Origin of the sequence: Tenacibaculum pelagium, assembly GCF_014062345.1 — a bacterium.
Classification (GTDB): domain Bacteria; phylum Bacteroidota; class Bacteroidia; order Flavobacteriales; family Flavobacteriaceae; genus Polaribacter; species Polaribacter pelagius.
Window position 1 is genome coordinate 1 of the sequence record NZ_JACGLS010000013.1, and the last position, 657, is coordinate 657.

Annotated in this window: 1 protein-coding gene; it reads left to right on the top strand. The window is 34.7% G+C overall.

What is annotated here, in order from left to right:
• Positions 1-136: 136 nt before the first annotated feature.
• Positions 137-657, top strand: a 521-nt coding sequence (locus tag H3Z83_RS12815) for a GNAT family N-acetyltransferase (protein WP_182125894.1), incomplete at its 3' end; no start/stop codon positions are given.

Sequence of the window (657 nt, forward strand, 5' to 3'; positions counted from 1 at the left end):
GCTTAAACAAAGGTAGTTGCAGTTTTGTTACGTCTGATTTTCCTGCGGAAAATCCTCGCACACAAAACCGCAACTATTCTTATACGAGACCGTTGTGGTGCATATAACAGGAACGCAGAAGAGATTGAAAAAGTAAATGAAATTAACGATAAGAAAAGAAAATCCAGAAGACTTTAAAACAGTCTTTAACCTTATAGAAAAGGCATTTGAAAATGAACAAATGAGCGACCACAAGGAACAGTTTTTAGTAGAACGATTGAGAAAGTCAAATGCTTTTGTTCCCGAACTATCAATGGTAGCCGAAACTGAAAACAAAATTGTTGGACATATTCTATTGACAAAACTTAAGATTAAAAACAAATCGAACGAATTTAACTCATTGGCTTTAGCACCTGTCTCTGTCTTACCTAAATTTCAAGGAAAAGGAATTGGCGGAAAATTGATAGTCGAAGCTCATAAAAAAGCTAAAGAATTAGGACATAAATCAGTCGTTCTACTTGGATACGAAAATTACTATCCAAGATTCGGTTATGAGCAAGCAGATAAGTATGGAATAGAATTGCCGTTTGAAGTTCCGAAAGAGAATTGTATGGTAATTGAATTGATTGAAAACGGACTGAAAGGAGTAAATGGAATGGTTGAATATCCAAAAGAGTT